This is a genomic window from Hyphomicrobium sp., from assembly GCF_019753045.1.
Classification (GTDB): Bacteria; Pseudomonadota; Alphaproteobacteria; order Rhizobiales; family Hyphomicrobiaceae; genus Hyphomicrobium_B.
The window spans coordinates 1-16,912 of sequence record NZ_JAIELN010000011.1 but is presented as its reverse complement, the minus strand read 5'-3'; the positions used below and the strand labels follow the sequence as shown (position 1 = coordinate 16,912).

Annotated in this window: 12 protein-coding genes; 7 read left to right on the top strand and 5 right to left on the bottom strand. The window is 61.5% G+C overall.

Going from position 1 to position 16,912, the window contains the following annotated elements; genetic code table 11:
- Positions 1-16 precede the first annotated feature (16 nt).
- Together lipA and K2Q04_RS13345 are read right to left on the bottom strand one after the other, a co-directional pair.
- Complete coding sequence (gene lipA, locus K2Q04_RS13350) at positions 17-976, bottom strand: lipoyl synthase (protein ID WP_291164945.1); 960 nt, start codon at positions 974-976, stop codon at positions 17-19.
- A gap of 183 nt (positions 977-1,159) precedes the next feature.
- A complete protein-coding gene (locus K2Q04_RS13345) occupies positions 1,160-2,422 on the bottom strand; it encodes a L,D-transpeptidase family protein (RefSeq protein ID WP_291164579.1) in 1,263 nt (420 codons plus the stop codon).
- A 524-nt stretch (positions 2,423-2,946) separates the two neighbouring features.
- Here K2Q04_RS13345 and K2Q04_RS13340 point away from each other — a divergent pair.
- Genes K2Q04_RS13340 through K2Q04_RS13330 form a run of 3 tightly spaced genes read left to right on the top strand, consistent with a single transcriptional unit; the run spans position 2,947 to position 8,765 of the window.
- On the top strand, positions 2,947-3,732 hold the full coding sequence (locus K2Q04_RS13340; protein ID WP_291164577.1) for a hypothetical protein: 786 nt from the start codon (positions 2,947-2,949) through the stop codon (positions 3,730-3,732).
- On the top strand, positions 3,629-5,227 hold the full coding sequence (locus tag K2Q04_RS13335; protein ID WP_291164575.1) for a DNA polymerase Y family protein: 1,599 nt from the start codon (positions 3,629-3,631) through the stop codon (positions 5,225-5,227). The genes K2Q04_RS13340 and K2Q04_RS13335 overlap by 104 nt, the downstream gene beginning before the upstream one ends.
- Before the next feature lie 10 nt (positions 5,228-5,237).
- The gene (locus tag K2Q04_RS13330) at positions 5,238-8,765 is read left to right on the top strand and encodes an error-prone DNA polymerase (RefSeq protein ID WP_291164572.1); all 3,528 of its coding nucleotides are present in this window, start codon (positions 5,238-5,240) and stop codon (positions 8,763-8,765) included.
- 68 nt (positions 8,766-8,833) lie between these two features.
- Here K2Q04_RS13330 and K2Q04_RS13325 read toward each other — a convergent pair whose 3' ends face one another.
- Positions 8,834-9,091 carry a hypothetical protein gene (locus tag K2Q04_RS13325; RefSeq protein WP_291164569.1) on the bottom strand — a complete coding sequence of 86 codons (258 nt, stop codon included), beginning with the start codon at positions 9,089-9,091 and terminating at the stop codon, positions 8,834-8,836.
- Between the two features lie 179 nt (positions 9,092-9,270).
- Between K2Q04_RS13325 and K2Q04_RS13320 the strand changes: the two genes are divergently transcribed.
- The gene (locus tag K2Q04_RS13320) at positions 9,271-9,696 is read left to right on the top strand and encodes a cupin domain-containing protein (protein WP_291164566.1); all 426 of its coding nucleotides are present in this window, start codon (positions 9,271-9,273) and stop codon (positions 9,694-9,696) included.
- Between the two features lie 14 nt (positions 9,697-9,710).
- Here K2Q04_RS13320 and K2Q04_RS13315 read toward each other — a convergent pair whose 3' ends face one another.
- Positions 9,711-10,160: a cupin domain-containing protein gene (locus K2Q04_RS13315; RefSeq protein WP_291164563.1), complete on the bottom strand. Its 450-nt coding sequence runs from the start codon at positions 10,158-10,160 to the stop codon at positions 9,711-9,713.
- A 104-nt stretch (positions 10,161-10,264) separates the two neighbouring features.
- Here K2Q04_RS13315 and ggt point away from each other — a divergent pair, with 104 nt between their 5' ends.
- Together ggt and K2Q04_RS13305 are read left to right on the top strand one after the other, a co-directional pair.
- Positions 10,265-12,007, top strand: coding sequence for a gamma-glutamyltransferase (ggt, locus tag K2Q04_RS13310; protein ID WP_291164560.1), 1,743 nt, complete (start codon positions 10,265-10,267; stop codon positions 12,005-12,007).
- Positions 12,008-12,044: 37 nt separating this feature from the next.
- Entirely contained in the window at positions 12,045-13,043 is a 999-nt protein-coding gene (locus tag K2Q04_RS13305) for an FAD-dependent oxidoreductase (RefSeq protein ID WP_291164557.1), read from the top strand.
- On the opposite strand, the gene K2Q04_RS13300 is transcribed toward K2Q04_RS13305, so the two are convergent.
- The gene (locus K2Q04_RS13300; protein WP_291164554.1) at positions 12,999-16,445 is read right to left on the bottom strand and encodes an acyl-[ACP]--phospholipid O-acyltransferase; all 3,447 of its coding nucleotides are present in this window, start codon (positions 16,443-16,445) and stop codon (positions 12,999-13,001) included. The genes K2Q04_RS13305 and K2Q04_RS13300 overlap by 45 nt on opposite strands.
- Before the next feature lie 158 nt (positions 16,446-16,603).
- Between K2Q04_RS13300 and thiS the strand changes: the two genes are divergently transcribed.
- The gene (gene thiS / locus K2Q04_RS13295) at positions 16,604-16,822 is read left to right on the top strand and encodes a sulfur carrier protein ThiS (RefSeq protein ID WP_291164551.1); all 219 of its coding nucleotides are present in this window, start codon (positions 16,604-16,606) and stop codon (positions 16,820-16,822) included.
- The last annotated feature ends 90 nt before the right edge of the window (positions 16,823-16,912 follow it).

Below are 16,912 nucleotides of genomic sequence, written 5' to 3'. Positions count from 1 at the left end.
TGCGAGATGAGTTCGATTAAGTCGAGGCGTGTGCGCGATGGGCTGCCTGAAGGCGGCGGAAATCGTCGCCCGCATGGTAGGACGATCGCGTCAAAGGCGATGCGGCGACGAGCAGGAATCCCTTGGCGCGTGCGGCTTGTGCAAGGCCTTCGAACTCTTCCGGCGGAACATAGCGTGCGACAGCGGCATGTTTGCGCGTCGGCTGCAGGTATTGGCCGATCGTCAGAAAGTCGACGCCCGCCGACCGGAGGTCGTCCATGACCTGGAGGACTTCTTCGCGTGTTTCTCCAAGGCCGACCATGATCCCAGACTTCGTGAAGGTCTTGGCGTCGATTTCCTTGGCCTGCTGCAGGAGCCGGAGTGAATGGAAGTAGCGGGCGCCAGGGCGAATGCGGAGATAAAGGCCCGGCACGGTTTCAAGATTGTGGTTGAAGACGTCGGGCTGCGCTGCGATCACGATTTCCAGTGCACCCTGTTTGCGCAGGAAGTCGGGCGTCAGGACTTCGATCGTCGTGCCTGGGGAAGCCGTTCGAATCGCGCGGATGGTTTCTGCGAAATGCCGCGCGCCGCCGTCAGCGAGATCATCGCGATCGACTGAAGTTACGACGACATGTTCAAGCGCCAGCCGGGCGACGGCCTCGGCAACGCGTTGCGGTTCGCCGGCATCGAGAGCGGATGGCAGGCCCGTCGCGACGTTGCAGAATGCGCACGCGCGCGTGCAAATCCCGCCCATGATCATCATCGTCGCGTGCCGCTTTTGCCAGCAATCGCCGATGTTCGGGCAGGCGGCCTCTTCGCAGACGGTGTGAAGCTTGTGTTCGCGAACGATGGCCCGCGTATGGTCGTACCCGGGGGAGCCCGGTGCACGGACCCTTAACCAGTTCGGTTTCGGCAACGTCGGCGTTTCGGAATGCGCGACCTTCTCGGGGTGGCGCGGGCGCGGCGTCGTGCCGGTACTGTCGAGCAATGTCACCAAGGCTGCCATCGGCTAAAGATAACTGTCGCAACATACTAGCTGCTGCAGGCGGAATGTAACAGACGCCTGTTCATGCGGGCGTGTGCGGTCCCTCATGTGGGATCGGACGTTGAAGACGTCAAAGAAAAAGGGCGACTTCATCAGCCGCCCTCAAATTCTCGATGATGGATTTTAGGTGCGGCGTCACTGAACCTGGACGGCAGCAGCCTTGTGGACGGGAAGTCCGTCTGCTTCTGAAGCCGATGCCCGCGTCGTCGCCGCGCTGGAATCCGATTCCTTTGACGGAGCCGACACTGCGCTCGGCTTTACCGGGTCCGGAACAGCCATTGCGGGGCTCATAACCGGGTCAACATGAGGATCGGACACGGAAGAGGACGTTGCTTTCTTCTTCCCGCTCGATGTCGAGCTTGAAGTGTTGGCAACTTTCTTCTTCTCCGATGATGCCGACGGCTCGGTTTCGGATTTTGCCTCAGCAGCTTTTTGCTTGGGCGCCTTCTCAGCGTCCCGCTGCTGCGGATCCGACTTCTGGGTCATCGCCAGGTCGTCGTCCTGCGTGGCGTCCTGGGATGCTTCATCCCGTGCTTCCTGAGCGGCCTGGGAAATAGACTTCTTCGGCTTCTCATCCCAGAAATAGTTATTCACGCCATCGTCGTTCGATGCGGTGCTGGTGGCGCGGACGTTCTGCGCTTTGCCCGAGTTGTAAGCTCTGTATTCATAGGACGACGAGTTCGACGAAGAAGCCTCGGCAGAGGCCTTGGGGGCCGAGTTAGCCGAAGCGGACGACGTGGACGAAGCTGAGGCTGCCCGAGGGTTCGAATCGGCATCGCCGTAGCGCGGGTACTTGTCGCCGGACGCGATGGGCTGCGTCGAGAACTGCTGCCAAGTAACGGTCACCCGCGTCCCCATGGGTACGCGCGGATAGAGATCGAGCACGTCTTCGTTGGTCATGCGGATGCAGCCGGCGGAAACGGCTTGGCCGATGGTCCAGGGCGCGTCGGTGCCGTGGATACGGTAGGTGCTGCTGCCGAGGTACAGAGCCCGGATGCCGAGCGGGTTCATCGGATGGCCACCTGGGACCCAACGCGGCAGGCGCGGGTTTTTGCTGACCATTTCCGGCGTCGGAGTCCACGGCGGGTTGATGCGCTTGTTGGTCACCGAGGTCACGCCCTGCCAACGGGCTCCTTCCTTCGGAACCGCAACGGGATAGGTCATCGCCTCGCCCGGCTTCGTGATCCAATAGAGCCGGCGGTCGGAGAACGAAACGATCACCTGACCGGGTTTGTACTTCGGATCGAACGACACAATGCTGCGACCGCCGCCATATTCGGCGCTGCCGCCCCAAAGGAAATCTATGAGGTCTTCGGCCTTGGCCGATGATGCGGACATCAACCCGCCCGCCGTGACGATGGCTGCAAGGGTTAATCCGCTGAGGAAGCGCAGGCTCATCGGGGGATGCTCCGGTTGGTGAACAACAAATATACTAAACACAGAACGAGGGGGTCATCCTGTGCTTCGAATGGTGAAGAGCCGGTATAATTCAGTCTCGATGCCGTCGGCAGAGCAGGGAAGTCACAGTTCCATACGGATTGCATCGCTCCCCTCTGACTTTCCTAGGGTTTTACGAATTTTAGAACGATGTGTTGCGGTTCGATGACGGCGTAATTTGAGTTCGTTCTTTGTCTGCGCAGACTTGACGGATCGAAGGGTTGTCATTAGAACAAACGATGAACATTATTGGAGGATCGCTCGAAAGCGTTCCCTAAACGGACTTCTTTACCATGAGGTTCCTATTGGACTCGAGAGTTTCTCCTGCCGTCTCGGGTCTATCCCCAGATCCCGGGAAGGATGCAGTTAAAGATTCAGTTATCGAAAGCTTACGCTCCCGCATTTTACATATCGAACGACATGCTCCGCGCCGGGGGGCATCTGCGGTTCCGGAAAATTCACCATTGCCCCGCTCGCGGAGGCGGTTGCGTTGGGAGCTTGGCTGTCCGGCCTGCGACGATCTTCTGCCGAGAGGGCTCGAGGCGAATTCCCTTCATGAAATCAAGGGCGTGCCTTCTGCCATTCATGGCGCGTCGGCGGCCGACTGGATGGCCGGGATAGGTTTTGCGGCTCGCCTTGCCGTTCGCCGGATCGATACATTCGCGGCCGGCGAAGAGGCACATGCTTCCTCTTCGATGGCTGGTTCCGGGATTGGGCCTTGGGTGCTGTGGTGCTGGCCGCGGCAGCTTGCCGGCGAATTCGGCTCTCCGTCGGCGGCGGGCCTTGCGAGCCTTGGTCTCGATCCATCGCGCCTCATCATCGTCGAGACGGCGCGTGCGGGCGACGCGTTGAACGCGATCGAAGAGAGTCTCCGGGCTCAGAGCCTCGCCGTTGTCATCGGCATTGTCGAAGAGGCGGAGTTGACGCCGGCGCGCCGCTTGAGCCTTGCGGCCGGAGAGACGGCAACGCCTTGCCTTCTCGTCACGCATCCCGCTTCCGAGCCCGCCGGGGCAACGGCAACCCGATGGCGCGTGCAGCGCGGCGGGAGTGCGCCGCACACTTTCGACCCGCGTGCGCCAGGGGCTCCGCGCTTTTCGATCGCGCTGGAGCGCTGCAGGGCGCGTCCCGAAAGCGCCGCGCGGTCTCCTATGCTTCTGGAGTGGAGTGATGAAACGCGTCGTTTCGATTTGGCTTCCATCGTGGCCGATATTCCGGCTCAGGCGCGCGGAGCCGACGGCCGTGCCGTCCCAGCAGCCGTTCGCGCTTATTGAGAGCGGAGCGCATGGTCTGGCGATCGTGGCCGTCAACGAGACTGCCGCGCGTCTCGGGATCGAGGCCGGCACATCGCTGGCCGATGCCAGGGCGGCGCATCCCGATCTCCTGTCGCGTCCCGCCGAGCCCGAGAAAGATCGCATTGCGCTTTTGAAGCTCGCGCGCTGGGCCGGCCGCTACGGTCCGAACCGGCACATCGACGGAAATGACGGCTTGTGGATCGACGTTAGCGGCGTCGCTCATCTCTTCGGGGGCGAAGAGAACTTGCTCAATGACATGACGCAGCATCTTTTGTCGTTCGGCGTTGCCGTGCAGGCCGGGCTTGCCGATACGCTTGGCGCTGCGCATGCGCTCGCCCGTTTCGGTTGCCCACCCGATGCTGCGTGGTCGATGGCGCCCGTTTCCGAGACGCACGCGGCGATTGGTTTTCTTCCTGTCGAGGCGCTGCGGCTCGATGCTTCGCGGATTCTGCTGCTGAAGCGGTTGGGCCTTCGCCACATCGGTCAGCTCTACGATATTCCACGCGATAGCTTGGCGCGGCGCTTTCGTTCTTCTGACGTTGCCGCCGCCGTTCTCGTGCGGCTCGATCAGGCCCTTGGCGCGATGGAGGAGCCGCGCCGGCCGATGCTGCCGCCGCCCGTCCTCTCGGTGGCGCGGGCTTTCGCGGAGCCTCTGATCTCTTCGGAAGCCTTGGAGGCCTTTACGAATGAACTTGCGAACGAACTCGCAGCCGCGCTTGCGGCGAAGGATCTCGGCGTGCGGGTTCTTCGTCTGACGTTCTATCGCGCCGACGGCACGAGCGGGACAATTGCCGCTGCCATGAGCACGCCTTGTCATGACGCCCGCCACATGATGGCGCTGCTCAGCGAGAAATTTTCGAGCATCGACGCGGGCTTCGGGGTCGATATTCTCCGGCTCGACGCGGTGCGTGCGGGAAAGCGCGGAGCCAACCAAAAGGGTTTTGGCTCGCCTCAGGGCGCGGCCTTTCGCGATCCTTCGGAGCTTGTCGACCGTCTCGTCAATCGACTCGGGCGCGACGCGATTACGGTGTTGCGTCCCAATGGCAGCCACATCCCGGAACGTGCGGAAATTCGGCTCCCGGCGCTCGATGTGCTGGCGGCTGAAACGTCTTCGCGCGTTGCGTCATACACGCCGCCTTGGCCCTATCCGAAGCGATTGCTTCGTCCGGCTTTCATGCTTTCGCGGCCTGAGCCGATTCAAGTTACGGCCGGTGTGCCGGATGGACCGCCGGCGAGTTTCATCTGGCGGCGTGTCGAGCGTCGCGTGGCGCGGGCCGAAGGACCGGAGCGCATCGCGCCTGAATGGTGGCGGACGCTCTATCTCGATGAAGATCAGAAGCGGCCGCGCACGCGCGACTATTACCGGATAGAGGACCAGCAAGGCGCGATGTACTGGGTCTTCCGGCATGGCCTTTATGAGGGCGAAGAGGGAAGCGAGCGGCCCTCGTGGTTCCTGCATGGGCTATTTGCGTGAGTCGATGCCGATGACGCTTCGCTACGCCGAGCTTCAGGTGACAACGAACTTCTCGTTTCTGCGGGGCGCCTCGCATGCGGAAGATCTTGTCGAACAGGCGAAGGCGCTGGGTCTTTCGGCGATTGCGGTGACGGATCGCAATTCGCTCGCCGGCGTCGTGCGTGCGTACGTGGCGGCGAAACCGGATGAGGGGGAAGAGAAACCTAAAATTCGTCTCGTGATCGGCGCGCGTCTTGATCTCGAAGATGCGCCGAGCCTGCTCGTCTATCCGACGGATCGCGTGGCCTATGGGCGGCTCTGCCGCTTGCTCTCGTATGGGCAACTCAGGGCGGACAAAGGCAAGTGCATTCTCTATCTCGCCGATGTCGCCGCGCATGCGGAAGGCCAGATCTTCATCGCTCTGCCTCCGGATGACTGGGATTGGCGCGAAGTTTCTCAATTTTCCTCGACACAGAGCGCGCAGATTTTTCGCTTTCCACCCTCATCGGATGCTGGGGAAGACGCCGCCAAACCGGGGACGCTTCAGTCGTCGTTGCGGCGGATCAAAGGCGCTCTCGGTCATGCGCCCCTTTATCTTGCGGCTTCGCATACTTATCGCGGGGATGACCGGTCGCGCATCGCGGCGCTCGCCGTGCTTGGCGACCGGGCGGGCACGCCGATCGTCGCGACCAACGACGTGCTCTATCATCATGCCGAGTGCCGTCCGCTGCAGGATGTCGTCACCTGCATTCGCGAAAAGACGACGCTTCGCGAAGCCGGCCTTCGGCTCGAGGCCAATGCCGAGCGATACCTCAAGAGTGCGGAAGAAATGGCGCACCTCTTCAGAGGTCATGAAGCGGCGCTGGCGCGGACGCTCGACATCGTCGAAGCCTGCCGGTTTTCGCTCGGCGATCTCAAATACGAATATCCGGACGAGCCGGTGCCGCCGGGCAAAACCCCGCAGGAGCATCTTGTCGAGCTGACCTGGAAAGGTGCTCAAAGCCACTTTCCCGAAGGCGTTCCGGAAAAAGTTCGAGACACGATCGAGAAAGAGCTCAAGCTGATTGGCGAGCTCCAGTTCGCGCCGTATTTTTTGACCGTCCACGACATTGTCGCGTTCGCGAGATCCAAGGACATTCTCTGCCAGGGGCGCGGTTCGGCTGCGAACTCGGTCGTCTGCTACTGCCTCGGCATTACGGCGGTGAACCCGATCGAGGTCAATCTGCTCTTCGAGCGCTTCATCTCGTCTGCGCGCCTGGAGCCACCCGACATCGATGTCGATTTCGAACACGAGCGGCGCGAAGAGGTCATTCAATGGATCTATGAGCGCTATGGCCGCGACCGTGCAGGGCTGACCGCAACCGTCATTTCATATCGTTCGCGATCGGCCGTGCGCGATGTCGGCAAGGTGTTCGGCCTTTCGGAAGATACGATCTCGGCGCTTGCCGGCATGGTGTGGGGAACGCACGGGGGCGGCGTTCCGCCGGAAAAGCACGTTCGCGGCGCGGGGCTCGATCCCGCGGACCGGACGCTTGCGGCGGCGATGAAGCTTGCGCAGGAATTGATGGGATTTCCACGGCATCTGTCGCAGCACGTCGGCGGCTTCGTGCTCACGCGCGGTCCTTTGGTCGAGGTCGTGCCGGTCGGCAATGCGGCGATGGCGGACCGCACCTTCATCGAATGGGACAAGGACGATATCGCGGCGCTGGGATTGATGAAGGTCGACGTTCTGGCGCTCGGCATGCTGACCTGCATTCGCAAGGCTTTCGATCTGATCGAGAAGCATCATGGCGAGACGTATACGCTTGCAACCGTGCCGCGCGCGGACAAGCCGACTTACGATATGCTGTGCCGCGCGGATTCCCTCGGCGTGTTCCAGGTCGAAAGCCGGGCGCAGATGAACATGCTGCCAAGGCTGAAGCCGCAGGAATTCTATGATCTCGTCATTGAGGTCGCGATCGTGCGTCCGGGGCCGATCCAAGGCGACATGGTGCATCCCTATCTCAGGCGCCGCAACGAGCTCGAGGCCGTGGTCTATCCTTATCCAAAGGGCGGCGACGAAGACGAACTCAAGAACATTCTCGGCCAGACATTGGGCGTGCCGCTTTTTCAAGAGCAGGCGATGCGCATTGCGATGGTTGCCGCCGAGTTCAACGATAAGGAGGTTAACGATCTCAGACGGGCGATGGCAACGTTTCGCCGTGTCGGCACGATCGGTCTCCTTGAAGAGAAGATGGTCTCGCGCATGGTCGAGCGCGGCTATGAAGAGGAATTTGCGGCGCGTTGTTTTGCCCAGATCAAGGGCTTTGGCGAATACGGCTTTCCCGAGAGCCATGCGGCGAGCTTCGCACTGCTCGTCTATGTGTCGTCCTGGATCAAATGTCATCATCCGGCGGCGTTTGCGTGCGCGCTTTTGAATTCGCAGCCGATGGGTTTTTACGCGCCCGCGCAGATCGTGCGCGATGCTCACGAGCATGGCGTCGAGGTGCGGGAGGCAGATGTCTCGTTCTCGGCATGGCATTCGACGCTTGAGGACAATGACGAGGGGCCACCGGCTCTGCGGCTTGGTTTGCGGCTCGTCGATGGCCTTTCGGAAGATGATATCGACGGTCTGTCGTGCTCGCTCGATCTCCCCTCTCCCCGCGAGCGGGGAGAGGGTCAGGGTGAGGGGCTGCTCCAACCACCGAGCGAGCAGCAGCCCCTCACCCCAACCCTCTCCCCATGCCGAGTGCAGGGGCATGGGGAGAGGGGGAATTTGGACACTCTTTCCGAACTCGTTGCGCGCGGAAGATTACGTGTTCCTGTACTCGAGAAGCTCGCGGCGGCGGATGCGTTTCGCTCGCTGGGGCTCGACAGACGACAGGCTCTCTGGGAAGTCAAGGCGCTCTCCAATGCGCCGCCGCTGCCGCTCTTTTCCTGGAGCGAGACGCGAGACGTTGGGAAGGAGGCCGACGTCAAATTGCCCGAGATGGCGCTCTCGGAGCATGTGGTCAACGACTACCAGACGCTACGTCTTTCGCTCAAGGCGCATCCGATGTCGTTTCTGCGCGAGGATTTTCGCCGCGAACGCGTGCTGTCCTGCAAGGAATTGGGACAAGCGAAAAACGACTCCTTTGTTCGAGTGGCGGGCGTCGTGCTCGTCCGGCAACGGCCGGGAACGGGCAACGTCGTGTTCATGACGATCGAGGATGAGACCGGCATTGCCAATGTCATCGTCTGGCCGAAGCTGCTCGAACGTTTTCGCAAGGTCGTGATGACGTCGCGGCTCATCGTGGTTGAAGGCCGTCTGCAAAGGCAGGTCGAGAAGCACGCGGATATCATTCATGTGGTGTCGACGAAGCTTGTCGACAGGAGCGATTGGCTGCTGCGTCTTTCCGAATGGGCGGCGGACATGGATGTGCCGGTGGCGAATGCGGATGAGGTGCTGCACCCGGAGCCCGGCTCCGCGCATCCGAGCCGAAAAGACGAGCGGCGGATACATCCGCGTTTCTCGCGCGAGCCGAAGCCGCGTCATCCGCGCAATGTTCGCGTCATCCCGAAATCACGGGATTTCCACTAAATGAAAACATCACCGTGCGGAGTTCCGCACGATGATGCTCGTTAGCCCTCGAAATTCAGAGCGTCTTGTTACTTGCAGGCCATCTGCGACGACTGGCACTGGGTGCCGAACGTGCCCGGCGTGCAGGACGTGTGGACCGCGCCCTTCGGCGACCGGCCCTTGGCTTCGATGATGTTCGCCAAGCCGTGCGTCGACATGATAACCGCGAGGTCGTGCGTCAGCCCATCGCCAATCGCTCCGACGCGGACGCAATCGCCGGCTTGAGCTGTCGCGGAAAGTGCCGCCATCACCGCAGCCGCAGCGACGCCGAGTTTCAATGAGCGCATTTGCCCCTCCAGATGGTCCCGTCTTCCGGCCGGAAATTAGTCGAGGGTTCAACCGAAGGACAGGCGGACTCGTTATGGTATGCACAAAGGAATAGAGGGGCGTGCCGGAATTGCCACTGAACGGGCGGGCGGAGCGGCGAACCTTACGAATTCGTGATAATTGAAATGAGGTCGAGCACATGGACGAGAAAGCGCAACAGGCGAGCGTTGGCCGGTTCGATATCGGCGAGGTCGCTGCGTCGTTTCCGTCATCCGCGACGACGCTGCTTGTCGACCGCTATCTGACAAATCGCGAAGCGGCTAGCGCCCGAGTCTTTCGCGTCTACAAGCCGACACCGCCGCATTATCACGCGACGTGCGATGAATACCTCTATGTGTTTTCGGGGCGCGGCACCTTCTGGATGGGCGACGCCTCGACGATCGGGGAGTTCGGTCCCGGGCAATTGCTGTTCTTCGAGAAGGGAACGGTTCACGCCCTGCCGGAGATCATCGAAGAGCCGGTTGTTTTTCTGTCGGTCGATACGCCACGGCGCGATCCGAAGGACGTCATTTTCGTCAATCCGGAGGATGGCACGCCGGAAAGCTTCGTTCAGCAGAGCTATTAAATCTGCGTGCGGATCTATTCCGGGGCCTTTTCCGGGATCGAGGTCGGCATGCCTTCCGCGCCGATGAAAATGGCCAGAAGCCGGAGAGGGCTAGTCCCCATGTTGGTGCCCTGGTGCGTCTGGTGGATCGCTTCGACGAAGGTATCGCCCGGCTTATAGGTGCGCTTGCCCTTGTTTCCGTAATCGACCGTCAGCTCGCCTTCCATAACCATCCCAACGAGAGGAATACCGTGCTGATGCCAGCCAGTGGAGGCGCCCGGCGGCACATCGATATATCCGGCGGTGATCTTCGCGGGTGCGCCGGTCGGATAAACGATCGGCTCATCCGCAACCGTTCTCGACGTTTCAAGCAGGGGCGTGAACGTTATCGATGGCGCGAGCGCCATCGCTGTTGCGGCGCCGAGGGCGAAGAGCGCAGGCGCGGACAGTGCCAGTAGGACTTTTTTGCTTATGGTAAGAGACATCGTTGCCACCCATGTTTTTGCGCATAAATAGTGTACGGACGTTAATCTTTGCTTTTTGCGGTTCGTCGATTGCTTCGCTTGTTCGGCTCATCATCGGGGATTTCATGACTTTGAGAATTCTGCTCGCGGTTTTGTGCTCGATTGTCGCAGTCACGGCGTCGGCGCAGGAATTCCGGCCGGTTCCTGAAGGTGCGTCGGGCAGGCGCGAGAAATCTCTCGTCGTCGCTCAGCAGCACATGGTCGTTGCTGCAGAGCCCCTGGCCGCTGAGGCGGGCCGCGTAATATTGCGGCAAGGCGGATCCGCAATTGATGCAGCGATTGCGACGGAGCTGGTGCTCGGCCTTGTGGAGCCGCAGTCATCAGGTCTCGGCGGCGGCGCGTTCATTACCTTGTGGGATGCCAAAACGCGTTCGATGACGACGTTCGATGGCCGCGAAACGGCGCCGGCTGCGGCGCGGCCCGACCGTTTTCTCAAGGACGGGAAGCCGATGAAGTTCGAGGAGGCTGTGAACTCGGGCTTGAGCGTCGGCGTGCCGGGCCTGCTTCGCGCGCTTCATGCTGCACACGAGAAATACGGGAAGCTGCCGTGGGCGAAGCTCTTCGTGCCGGCGATAAAGCTAGCCGAGAATGGATTCCCCGTATCGCCGCGGCTCAGCGTTCTTCTGCAATCCGAAAGCGCGGAAAGGTTCGCGCCTGATGCGCGCTCGTATTTCTATGTGGGCGGCATCACGCCGAGGGCTGCAGGATCGCTGCTCAAAAATCCCGAATACGCGGTGACGCTCAGGACGATTGCAGAGCGCGGGCCCGATGCGTTTTACACCGGCGACATTGCGGACGCGATGGTCAAGGCCGTCAGAGAAGCGCACACCATACCCGGTGATTTGAGCGCCGATGATCTTGCGGCCTATAGCATGAAGGAGCGCGAGCCGGTTTGTGTCGCCTATCGCAGCCGGCAGGTTTGCAGCGTCGGGCCGCCCTCGTCGGGCGCACTCACCGTCGGCGCGGTGCTGAAACTCATCGAGCCGTTTTCTCAGGTACAGGGCGCATCGGCGCTGATGACGGCACCGGCTTTGCAGATCATTGGCGAGGCGGAGAAGCTCGCCTTTGCCGATCGCAATATGTACATCGCCGATCCGGATCGGGGTGCGGTGCCGACCGGATTGCTCGATGACGCTTATCTTGCCGAGCGGCGGAAGCTCATCGATCCCAAGAAGGCGATGGCGAAGGCCGAGCCCGGATTGCCGCCGGGTCTTGCCAAAAAGTCGTTCGGTCAAGATGCGACGTACGAAGTGCCGGGTACAACGCAGGTTTCGATCGTCGATGGCGACGGCAACGCGGTGTCGATGACGGCGACGATCGAAAGCGCGTTCGGCTCGCACCTTTGGGCGAAAGGTTTTCTTCTCAACAACGAGCTGACGGACTTCTCATTCGTGCCGGTTGATGCGAACGGCATGGTCGTGGCCAATCGGATAGAGGGCGGAAAGCGGCCGAGAAGCTCGATGGCGCCGACTATCGTTCTGGCTCCGGATGGCACGCCCGAGATCGTTACCGGTTCGCCGGGCGGTTCGCAGATTATCCTCTACGTCGTGAAGGCCCTTGTCGCCGTACTGGATTGGGGCCTCGACGCGCAGCAAGCCGCGTCGCTGACGAATTTCGGCAGTCAGGGCGGACCCTTCCTGATCGAATATTCCCTGCCAATCGTGTGGCCGGCATACGAACTGACGTCCTACGGCCAGACGGTCTCGGGGGCGACGATGACGTCCGGCGTGAACATGATCGTCCGGCGCGACGGCCGTCTCGAAGGTGGGGCCGATCCGCGCCGCGAGGGTGTCGCTATCGGCGATTGATGCTAGAGGAAGCGAAACGTCCTGAAGAGTTTCGACCTTGAGCAAGCCCTCCATTCTCGTCGTCGGCGCCGGCATATTCGGCCTTTGGCAAGCGTTTGCCTTGGCGCGGGCCGGATATCGCGTACGCCTGATCGAGGCGGGCAGCGATCCGTTCGCGCGATCGTCGAGCCGTTGGGCGGGGGCTATGATCGCACCTGAGTGCGAGGCCGAAGGTGCGCCGCTCAGCGTTCGCGATCTTGGCCGGGAGGGGCTTCGCCTATGGCGCGAGTCCTATCCCGGTACGGTCAGCAATGGAACGCTGGTTGTTGCGCATGCGCGCGATGCGGGGGATCTCGCGCGCTTTGCCAACATGACGGAAGGGCACGCGGCCGTTGCGGGGCCGCGGATTGCAGATCTCGAGCCGTCGCTTGCCGGCCGATTTGAGCGCGGGCTTTATTTCGAGAGCGAAGCGCACGTCGATGCGCAAAAGGCGATGAGCTGGCTCGTCGATCAGCTTCGCTTGCTCGGTGCGGATGTTTCTTTCGAGTGTCGTTGGGACGGCACCGCTGAAGATGTTGCGATCGATTGCCGGGGGATCGGCGCCCACGAAGATCTACCGACGCTCAGGGGTGTGCGCGGCGAGCGCGTTCTCATTCAAACGAGCGATGTGAGCTTGTCGCGCCCGGTTCGCGTCCTGCATCCGCGTCAGCCGATCTACGTCGTGCCGCAGGGCGATGGGCGGTTTGTCGTCGGCGCGACCGTCATCGAGCGGGAAGACGATGGTCCGATGTCACTCCGATCGGCGCTTGATCTGCTCGGCTCGGCCTATGCGCTGCATCCGGCGTTCGGGGAGGCATCCGTTCTCGAGATGGGCGCGGGGGTCAGGCCAGCTTTCTCCGATAACGTGCCGCGGATCATCGTCGAGGACGCGGGGCGCGTGATCCGCGTCAACGGTGCGTACCGGCACGGGTTCCTGCTGGCGCCGGTGCTTGCTCAAGCCGTTGCCGGGTATCTATCCGACAACCGGCGTGAGGGGCCTTTGTTCGCTGCTCCCTGAGGGGCTTGCCTTAGCCGCCAACGTTTGCTTCGCGAGGTCGAGCGCGGCGACGTAATCGGGCTTGCCTGAGCCGAGCAGCGGAATTTTCGGAACGACCAGAATGTCCGCGGGCGTCGTAAGCTCGCTTACGCCTTTTCTGCGCACGAACTGAGCGAACACGTCGCGCGTACAATTCGGATCGGTCGTCAGCAGCGCCAGGCGCTCGCCTTTTCGCGGATCGGGGAGCGCGACGACGACCGTTATCTGGTGCGGCCAAAGCTCGGCGGCCAATGCCTCCACGGCGGAAAGCGAAATCATTTCGCCGCCGATCTTGGCGAACCGCTTGGCGCGGCCTTTGATCGTTATGAATCCCTGCGGATCGATGTCGACGATGTCGCCCGTGTCATGCCAGCCGTCCGTTGGCGGTTCGAGGACACCTGGGTTTTCAGCGCGATAATAACCGAGCATCACGTTGGGTCCGCGCACGTAGAGGCGGCCGCCGGTCTCTATGCCGGGAACGGGATCGAGGCGCGCTTCCATCAGTGGCGACAGGCGGCCGACGCTGCCGGCCTTATTCGCAAGCGGCGTGTTAATCGCGAGCACGGGCGCTGTTTCCGTCACGCCGTAGCCTTCGAGAATACGGACGCCAAACCGATCCATGTAGAGTTGCCTCGTCCGATCCTTGATCGCCTCGGCGCCTGCGAGAATGAGGCGTAGGCGCGCGAAGTCATAGGGATGAGCAGCGCGTGCATAGCCTGCGAGGAAGGTGTCGGTGCCGAACATGATGGTGGCGTTCGACTGATAAACGAGCTCCGGAATGATGCGGTAGTGTAGCGGCGTCGGATAGAGATAGACGGGTACGCCCGCGACGAGCGGCATCAGCAGGCCTGCGGTCAAGCCGAACGAATGGAATACCGGAAGCGCGTTGAAAACCTTGTCGGTGCCGTTGCATGAAACGCGTGTGAGGCTCTGAGCGCAGTTCGCCAGAATGTTTCGATGAGAGAGGACTACGCCCTTCGGCGTTCCCTCGGAGCCCGATGTGAATAGGATCGCTGCGGGCGCATTGTAGTCGGCTTTGACTTGCGGCCTTCCGCCTTGCACGAGGCCCTTCAGCTTATCGCCAAACGTAATCGTCGGGCGCACGTCTTCGAGATAGATCACGCGCACGACCGCTTCGAGGGCTTGGATGAGCGACTCCAGGTGTCCCTTTTCCACGAAGACGCGTGACGTCAGTACGACCGAGACGTTCGCCGCCTTGCAGGCAGAGACGACGTTGGCCGCCCCGGCCGAGAAATTGAGCATCGCGGGGACGCGTCCGATCGTCTGCAGTGCGAAGAACGTCACCGCGACGCCGGCGGAATTCGGCAGCAGCACGCCGACGGCCGATGCGGGCGGCGGCAGCATCGGTGCGAGTTTCGCTCCCAGCACCTGCGCGCCGACGATCAGCTTCTTGTATGAGAGCTTGGTTCCAAGCGGATCCTCGATTGCAGGTTTGCCGGTGTCGCGTGTCTTGTGGGCCGCGACGAGCGCTTCAAAGAGCGTCTGATCGATCGGCGTCGTCAGCACTGCAGAGTCAGTCATGATGTCTTGCAATGCCGCGCCTGCCGCCTGGCGCCGCGCCTTGCCGCGGAGGGCCGGATCGACCTTCAGCCAAACCGGAGGGAGAACGGTGACAGTTGTTTTCGGAAACAAGACTTTCTTTGTCTGAGAGCTGCTGAGATAGCCAAAATGCGAGCGCTCGAGGCCATCGATGCGCACGGGAATGACGGGTGCATTCGCCTTATCCGCAATCATCGCCGTGCCGTCGTAGACTTTCATCAGTCCGCCGGTGACGGTCAGGCGTCCTTCGGGGAATATTACGAGTGATGCTCCGTCTTTGACGGCCTGGATCAGATGGCGCATGCCGAGCGGGCGTGTCGGATCGATGGTGTAGAACTGCGCGAGCTTCAGGAACGGCTTCGCCCACCACGTCTTGGCGATATCGGTATCGACGGCATAAGCGCTGTGAGAGGGAAGAAGCCCGTTCAGCAATCCCGCATCGAGGAGGCTGACGTGGTTTGGAGCGATGATTGCGCGCTCACCCGCTTTGGGGAGGTTTTCGAGGCCTCTGACTTCAAGTCCGAAGAACGTCTTGAACATGAAGACGACGACGTCCTTCACGCCCTCGGCGCCCCACGCGCGCAGGACCAGAACCACGACGATCAGGTTTGCAATTCCGAGGCCTGCATAGAGGAGCGCGACAGGGATCTTCTCGAACTGGAGCCCTGCGATGGCGATACCGACGAGCGTCATGAATGCGGCCGATAAGACATTGCATCCGGCGATGACGCGGGATCGGCGCTCGACGGGCGACCAGGCCTGCACGGCAGCAAACGAGGGCACGATGAAGAGGCCGCCGGCGATTGCAATGCCTGCTAGGTCGACGAGCATATGAAGACCTTCGACCGAGGTCAGCACATCCATTGCGCCGAGGGGGGCCGGCGCGGGTTTCATCGCGGACGCCACCCACGCCAGATCGAGGAGGAAGACCCCCATCAACAATGCGCCGATGGGGACGAGGGCGAGGTTAGGCCGGTTGGTGCTGGCGCGCGCTGCAATGATCGATCCGAATGCGACGGCAACTGCAAACGTGAAGAGCGCCAGCGTGTAAACCGACGGCGCACCGTTCAAGGTTTGCGGAATGAGGTTTTGCAGCAGCGCCAGCACTGCGGCGCCGACAAGCCAGAACCACGATGTGATGAGCGCGCCTTGCCAAATGCGTTTGTCGGCGCGCAGGTCTTTCAACAGCGTGACGGTCGAGGTGACGACGTTTCTATCGACGACGAGATCGGGCACCGAGGACGGGGCAGGCGGAATGAAGCGAGCCGAAATCCAGCCAAGCACCGAGATGCCAACGATCGCGCTGGCGACGACCATGAGTTCCGTTTCGCCGCCGGATGCCAGGTTGCCGCCGATGGTTCCGATCAGGATCGCAATGAAGGTTGCACCTTCGATCAGGGCGTTGCCGGATGGCAGTTCCTTGGTTTCGAGATGCGACGGCAGCAATCCGTATTTTACCGGTCCGAAGAAGGCGCTCAGCGTGCCGAAAAGGACGAGAGCCGCAAACAGCAGCGGCACCGACGGCAAAAGAAATCCGGCGGCCGCGATTACGGCGATCGGAATTTCCAAAAGGCGAACGCGAACCGCGACCTTTGCCTTGTCGAACTTATCGGCGAGCTGTCCGGCAAGTGCGGAGAAGACGAAGAAGGGAAGCACGAGGGCCGCGCCCGCGAGTGTTCCGAGCGCTGGGCCATTCTCCATTGCGAGCTTGTAGACGACGAGCATCGCCAGGGCGTTTTTCAGCAAGTTGTCGTTCAGGGCGGCCAGAAGCTGGCTCCAGAAGAGCGGCATGAAACGGCGAGACGACATCAGGCGCGAAAACATAGGGCGATCCTCAATTTCGACGCCTGAGATTCAGATGCTAATTGCGGCGGATTGGCGGGTCCCTTTGACCCGTCCGGATTATATGCGGTAAAAACTTTCCAATGCTCTGGTAAACGGCGATTAAATGCCCATGTCCGCCCCTCAGGTCAAATCGAGCGATGCTACAACACGAAGCGAGCACTGAGTTGATCGTCAACGGCCGGAAAACGGTGAGCGAGGCCGGTACGCTTGCTGCCCTCATTGCGGAGCGGGGCCTCGGCGAGGCAAAGGTTGCGACGGCGCTCAACGGGCAGTTCGTGCCGGAGGCGCGGCGTGCTACGACGGCGTTGAACAGCGGCGACCGCGTCGAGATCGTTTCCGCTCGCCTGGGCGGCTAAGTTTGGGCGGTAAATGCTCAGCGGTCAAATGGAGTAGTTACGGTTAAAATGAACGTGCGTGATCTGTCGTTGCTTGCGGGGCGGGCGTTC